Annotated in this window: 5 protein-coding genes; 1 reads left to right on the top strand and 4 read right to left on the bottom strand. The window is 45.3% G+C overall.

Annotated features, from left to right (window positions below; genetic code table 11):
* Window positions 1-96: 96 nt before the first annotated feature.
* The 4 genes from PAE54_RS06645 to PAE54_RS06630 all read right to left on the bottom strand — a co-directional run bounded on the left by PAE54_RS06645 (window position 97) and on the right by PAE54_RS06630 (window position 4746).
* A complete protein-coding gene (locus tag PAE54_RS06645) occupies window positions 97-222 on the bottom strand; it encodes a hypothetical protein (protein ID WP_326518859.1) in 126 nt (41 codons plus the stop codon).
* Window positions 223-913: 691 nt separating this feature from the next.
* The gene (locus PAE54_RS06640; protein ID WP_326518858.1) at window positions 914-2347 is read right to left on the bottom strand and encodes a cryptochrome/photolyase family protein; all 1434 of its coding nucleotides are present in this window, start codon (window positions 2345-2347) and stop codon (window positions 914-916) included.
* Between the two features lie 131 nt (window positions 2348-2478).
* Window positions 2479-2961: an FKBP-type peptidyl-prolyl cis-trans isomerase gene (locus PAE54_RS06635; RefSeq protein ID WP_273777012.1), complete on the bottom strand. Its 483-nt coding sequence runs from the start codon at window positions 2959-2961 to the stop codon at window positions 2479-2481.
* A gap of 489 nt (window positions 2962-3450) precedes the next feature.
* A complete protein-coding gene (locus tag PAE54_RS06630) occupies window positions 3451-4746 on the bottom strand; it encodes a D-alanyl-D-alanine carboxypeptidase PBP6B (protein ID WP_273777010.1) in 1296 nt (431 codons plus the stop codon).
* Between the two features lie 180 nt (window positions 4747-4926).
* On the opposite strand from PAE54_RS06630, the gene PAE54_RS06625 reads away from it, so the two are divergent.
* Window positions 4927-6630, top strand: coding sequence for a M61 family metallopeptidase (locus tag PAE54_RS06625; RefSeq protein WP_273777008.1), 1704 nt, complete (start codon window positions 4927-4929; stop codon window positions 6628-6630).
* The last annotated feature ends 12 nt before the right edge of the window (window positions 6631-6642 follow it).

The following is a 6642-nucleotide window of genomic DNA, read 5'->3' as shown; positions in this document are numbered from 1 at the left end:
TAAAAAAAATGAGCGTATTTATATACACTCATTTTTACAGCATTTTGCTAAATGTTGCTTAACTGACTGGCATTACCATGATCGGGGCTTTTTCAGTTAACCGACCCAACCGCTAGGTGTATCTTGGATCAGTGGCTGATTGGCTGGTGGCAGAGGTGTAACAGCACCTTGACAGCCCACTAAAGCATAGGAGATGAGGAATACTATAAAAAAATTACGCATAATAATGTCCGCTAAAAGAAACAAGATTGAGTACATCTATCGTATTCGCTGATTCAATGACTAGACGTATGATGCGGAACTACGCTGGTGCATGGGTTATATGCACACCAAATGGCGACTAGATCTTTGAGTTAACCGCAGAAAGACACGTCAAATCCACTGCTGCCAAAAATTAAAAAACTTGGCCAAATGCATTCATCATAATGCAGTCGAATGAAATGAGCTCAAAATCCTATCAAGGACTTCAATCCATTACACGCGAAAGCATCCATGTGTTTCTTGGTTACACTTAATTTCGTCGTCTTGACTTCGTTGAACGATCAAGGCGGATACAGTTCTGTATCAGCACCATTCAGTTTTTGATTGTTGCTTGGAGGTCTGATTGGGATAAATGCCAAAAACAAAATCTAAAGGGCGATTTCGTTGACGCAAGCTTGATCTGAACGAGCAGTATTTCCTGGATAGGGAGAGAATCCAATCTAGCAGTTCAATCAGTGTATTTTTTAGCAAAGGAAATGCCAAATTCAACCAGAATACGGTTGGGTAGATGAACAAATGGACTATACCATGGGAAAGTAAAGTTTTGTTACCAAGGTCTATCGTATTTCTTCATCAATCCCGCCGTTTTCAGCAACTCATTGAAAGTGTGGCTATAAAAATTTCTGTTCTATTGGGTTTGAATTGGACATCATTAAAGATTTTTAAAAGCCTCAATCGCACGCACGCGGCTGGATTTTAAATCCACCATCGGACGTGGATAATCCAGTCGAATCGCGGGGTTTTTGCCATACGGCTCATGAATCTGTTCTGCGCTTAAATGTGCCAGTTCAGGCACCCATTGGCGAATATAATCGCCGTTCGCATCAAATTTTTCGGACTGGCTGATTGGATTAAACACCCGGAAATACGGTGCTGCATCCGTACCTGTGGAGGCACACCATTGCCAGCCACCGTTATTGGCGGCAAGCTCTCCATCAATTAAGTGCCGCATAAACCACTGTTCTCCGAGGCGCCAGTCAATCAACAGATTCTTGGTCAGGAACATCGCCACAATCATACGCACCCGGTTATGTACCCAGCCCGTGGCTAGCAGTTGTCGCATGCCGGCATCCACGATAGGAATGCCGGTTTGACCTTGTTGCCAGCGCTGTAGACCTTCAGGATCATCACGCCATTGCACCTGTTCTGTAGCGACTTTGAAGGCACGGTGTTTGGATACCTGCAGGAAATCAAACAGAATATGCTGGTAAAATTCACGCCAGAGCAATTCATTCAGCCAGGTCTGCTGCCCAGGATTGTCCAGAATAAATTGTCCCTGTTGCTCTCGAAACAGTGCCTGGATACATTGACGTATAGATAAGATACCAATGGTTAAATAACCAGACAGTTGACTGGTCCCTGTGATGCCTGGAAAGTCACGTTGCTCTTTATACTGCTTGACCCGCTGTTCAACAAAATCATCGAGCACAGACAGCGCATGTTGTTCACCCACGGACCATAAAGCTTGTTGTTTCGCCGTGACCGTATAGCCGAAACAGGCCTCTAGCTCAGGAATTTGCTGATTGAAAGCACTGAGATCCGGCCAGTTCTGTTGCTGTAGGTGTGGAGCCGGAAAACAACCCGGTAGGCTATGTTGCAGACGCTCATAGCAGGCATTCTTAAAGGCCGTGAAGACCTGATACGGTTGCTGCGTCTTGTTACGAATACTGGCGACCGGGAACAGGGTACGATCTTGTAGCAGCTTGAAACGTTGACCATTCTGCTGGAGATACGCAGCGACTTGCTGGTCACGTTGCTGTTCATTGACCGGAAGTTCCATATTGGCAAAGACTTGTGAGATCTCAAGCTGCTGCATCAACTGATGAATGAAAGCCGGAATGTCTTCATAGCGATTGACGGTTTCAATCAGCAAGGGAATGTTGAGTGCATTCAGCTGCTGTTTCAGTTGTACGAGCTGGCGTAGATAAAAGTCGAGCTTGATCGGAGCATCATCATGTAAACGGCTCTGTTCAGGAGACAAAATCACCAGCGCGATACAAGGACCAGCTTGCTGAGCATGCCACAGTGCGGCATGATCCTGAACACGTAAATCCTGACGAAACCATATGAGTTGATAAGCCGACATGTGATCCAAACTCTGCAAAATTAGCTATAGCGATATTTTATGCTGCAGACCTGAGAAAAATCTGTGAAGATCAGTCATGCAGGCATAAAAAAAGCAAAGCCGAAGCTTTGCTTTTATCGATCAAGTTGATCTTAGTGGTGGTGACCACCTGCACCATGTACGTGACCGTGATCAAGTTCTTCTTGAGAAGCTTCACGGATTTCAACGATTTCAACTTCAAACGTCAAATCTTGACCCGCTAATGGGAAGTTGGCATCAACGATCACGTTGTCGCCTTCAACCGCTTTAACAGTAACGATTTGTACGCCATCATCAGTTTGCGCTTGGAATTGCATGCCAGGCTGTACATTTTCTACGCCTTGGAACATTTGTACTGGAACTTCTTGTACAAGTGCTGGGTTGTATTCGCCATAACCTTCTGCTGCAGGCACGTTTACAGTGAATTTCTCACCCACTGTTTTACCCAAAAGCGCTTTTTCTAGGCCAGGGATGATGTTGCCTGCACCGTGCAAATAGGCAAGTGGTTCACCTTGAGACTGGTCAAGAGTTTCACCCTCAGCATTTGTTAAAGTGTAGTGGAATGAAACCACGTGGTTATCTGCAATAGCGGTCATGTTATTGATCCATTCAATTTTTTCAGGGTTACATCATAAAGTGAAAAACGGCGTTTGTAGACTACCTTCGCGCAAATTTCTACTTTTTGATGTCAATTCACTCATTAATTAGGGTTGATTGGATAATTTCAAGATTATTTTTTTAGAAGGGGCAATTTTTTGACAAAAAACTTGGACTCGATGAAGTTGCATTTCAGCATCACCGTAGATCATCAGTAGGGAGGATTGATCAATAGTTTTTTTGTCCTTCATGTGCTGATCTGGATCTTGCACAGTCACTTGACCTAGTCGCTTTACAAATGCTCGCTGTTCAAGAGAAGATGAAATCGTACTTTGTTCTAAGAATTTAAAACAGCCATAGATTTGTCTTGTAGTGAATGTGGCAGGTTTTTGGTCTATAGATAGGGTATAGGGTATGCGTCAGGCATAAAAAAGATGGCAGATTCAGCCATCTTTTTTCTCTTAGCACGAATGTTTAGGGTCTAAACATTAATCCAGAGGGTAGGTTTTTACCATATAGCTGGATTGATCACCAAAAGGGAGCAAGTTAACCAACCACATCCAGAAACGCTGGAAAATATTGGCTTCTTCAATCTGTACTTTGGCTTGAATCTGGATGGTCTGGATTAGGTGATTATTTTGGTAAACATGCACACTGGCCAGTTGCATGATCTGCGCCAATGGGGCGGTGAGTTGTTTTTCATGTACTTCAATGTTCAGACGGGTTTTTGTAGTCTGTAGCGGCTCAATGGTCAGATTATTCAGCACCAAACGCTGACGCTGATTGTCAAAAGCCTGCAGGTCAATCGGGTAGGGATGGTCATATAAAGAAGTGGTGACCGTTTTCGGCTGTTCAGTTTCCAGTTTGAACATTTTTAAGGTGGACTTGACCACTGGCAGTTCTGCGAGTAGTTGATGGCGCTTAATCACCACTTCATCACGGGTGTAGTTATAGGCCAAGTTCATCAGTTTGTGCGCAACTTCAGCCCGTTTGATCGCACTCTTGGTTCCCATGACCACTACAATCAGACGACGGTTTTGTAGGTCTGGATTTAAGGTTGGACGATTGGCCGTGACGGCCAGGTTATAGCCAGCGGCTTTGGTAAAACCGGTTTTTAAACCATCGACTGTAGGATCCTGTTTTAACAACAAGTTAGTGGCACGGTGGAAACGCTGGTTATAGCTGAAACTTTGCTGCTTGGAATAAAACAGATAATCGGGTGTAGTGGTCACCAGTGCTTCACCGAGCAGTGCCAAGTCGTGTGCACTGGAAAAATGGTCGGGCATGGAAATCCCGGCCGGGTTGGCAAAATGGGTATTGTTCATGCCGAGGGCTTGGGCTTCCTGATTCATACGGGCAACGAATTTAGGTACGCTGCCTGAAATCCGTTCCGCCAGAGTCACCGCTGCATCATTGGCTGACATCACCACCAAACCAGCCAACAGTTGATCCACTGAAATCTTTTCACCCGGTTTCAGGTACATTTGCGATTCATCCCACTGCACCATGTTCACCACCGGTGTTGCAGTAAGTACTTCGTCTTTGCGCAGTTTACCTGCCTGAATTTCCTTGAGGGCAATATAGGCTACCATCATTTTAGTGAGAGAAGCAGGTGCACGCTGTACATGGCTATTATGCTCGGCAATCACTTGCCCGGAATGGGCATCGACAATGGTCCAGGCCTCAGCTTCAACCGATTCTGGAACAATATTGAGCAGGCTGGCATTGGCCAGTGTCGAGCAGAGAAAACTGAAGAATGCAAAGAGGTAAATGAAACTTTTCAACGGACAATACCTTGTTGTGCCATCCCGTGGCAATAAATGCAGAAAACACCGGCATGCTATGCCTTTTTTTTTCGCAAGGCTAGTCCATTTTGTAGACAAATAATACAGACCCGCATCCGGGATAAAAAAATGTTAAGCTAATTGCCAATTTATCTGCTTATAGCTTCTGAATACCGACTTATGTTGCATTATCAAATTGAGTTCGATGATTACCGTCAACATTTAATCCACGTTACAGCGCGTTTTTTGGCAAATCCCAACCAGGTGCTCTGGTTGCCGAGCTGGATTCCCGGCAGCTACCTGATCCGTGAATTTGCCAAACATATTGAAGCCGTCAAAGCCTACGACGAAGCGGGCCGCCAACTGAAAATCAGCAAGTTCGAAAAAAACAAATGGCGTCTGTTTAACACCGATCACGAACTGATCACCGTGGAATATGATGTGTATGCCTATGATCTGTCAGTACGCGGTGCCTATGTCGATCAGAACCGTTTATACGTCAATCCGGCCTGTGCCTGTCTGGGGCTGGAAGGCCAAGAGCTGGCACCGATTGAGCTGGAAATTTTCCTGCCGGATGAGCTCAAGCATTTTCAATTGGCCACCGGTTTGACTGCGAAAAGTCTGGTACGTGGTCGTTACACACTGAAAGCACAAAACTATGCGGAACTGATTGATGCGCCTTTTGAGCTGGCAGAGCAAACCCGTTTCAGCTTTGAAGCACAGGGCATTTCACATGAGTTTGTGGTGTCTGGCCAGCACGCCATGAATGCCGCGCGCATGAAGCAGGACATTGAAAAAATCTGTGCCACTGAAATCGCGATGTTCGGTTCCGCACCCTTTGCAGACTATACCTTTATGACCATAGCGACGGGCAACAGTTATGGTGGTCTGGAGCATCCGAACAGTACCAGTCTGATTACCCCACGTGAAGACTTGCCGAAAGCCGATGAACCTGCGGAACCTTCAGAAGACTATCAACGTTTCTTGGGATTGTGCAGCCACGAATATTTCCACTCTTGGTTGGTAAAATTTATCCGTCCGGAAAATTTCGTCAATTACGACCTGAATAAGGAAGGCTATACCTCACTGCTGTGGATTTTTGAGGGTTTCACGTCTTATTACGATGATCTGATCTTGCTACGTAGTGGCGTGGTTTCACAAGATTCTTATCTGAAATTGCTAAAAACCCAGATTGACCGTTATCTGCAGAATCCAGGGCGTTTCATTCAAACAGTCGCTGAATCCAGTTTTGATGCCTGGGTGAAATTCTACCGCCAGGATGAAAACTCCAACAATGCTGGCACCAGCTATTACAACAAAGGCTGTCTGGTGGCCTTGTGTCTGGATTTAGGGCTGCGGTTACGTGGTTCGAGTCTGGATGCCGTGATGCGTAAATTGTATGAAAATGCACAACAGGGCATTCAGGTGCATGAGCGCAGCATTTTTGAAATCTGTGAACAGCTTACCGGTCAAAAATGGGTGGAGCAGATCAATCACCTGATCAATACCACCGATGAATTGCCATTGGATCAGTTATTGCCTGAGTTTGGTCTCAGTTACGCGCTGAAAAATGACAAGTCTTTGCCATTTGGTTTGAAACTGGTAGATAAACCTGAAGGCGTAATGGTTCAGCAAGCACGCCGTGATGGTGCAGCAGCACAAGCCGGCCTTTCTGCCAATGATGTGATTATCGCGATTGATGGTTTGAAAGCTTCAGAAAAACTCCTGGCCAAATACGCCAAACAGCAGGGGACTTTTACAGTGTTTGCTTTCCGCCGTGATGAATTGATGCAGTTTGAAGTGCAGGGTGGGGAAACTGGGTTAACCACGGTTGAGCTAAAAGTTGAAGATCAGGCAAAACTGGAGACTTGGTTAAAGGCTTAATTTATTACCAGA

The sequence above is a fragment of the Acinetobacter minutum genome, from assembly GCF_035916735.1.
Lineage (GTDB): Bacteria > Pseudomonadota > Gammaproteobacteria > Pseudomonadales > Moraxellaceae > Acinetobacter.
The sequence above is the reverse complement of the archived record's forward strand: the minus strand, read 5'-3'. Positions and strand labels throughout refer to the sequence as shown.

What these genes read in the sequence shown, in the direction of transcription:
- PAE54_RS06645 (WP_326518859.1), bottom strand. Translation starts at nt 222, where the DNA reads ATGCGTAATTTTTTTATAGTATTCCTCATCTCCTATGCTTTAGTGGGC.
- PAE54_RS06640 (WP_326518858.1), bottom strand. Translation starts at nt 2,347, where the DNA reads ATGTCGGCTTATCAACTCATATGGTTTCGTCAGGATTTACGTGTTCAG.
- PAE54_RS06635 (WP_273777012.1), bottom strand. Translation starts at nt 2,961, where the DNA reads ATGACCGCTATTGCAGATAACCACGTGGTTTCATTCCACTACACTTTA.
- PAE54_RS06625 (WP_273777008.1), top strand. Translation starts at nt 4,927, where the DNA reads ATGTTGCATTATCAAATTGAGTTCGATGATTACCGTCAACATTTAATC.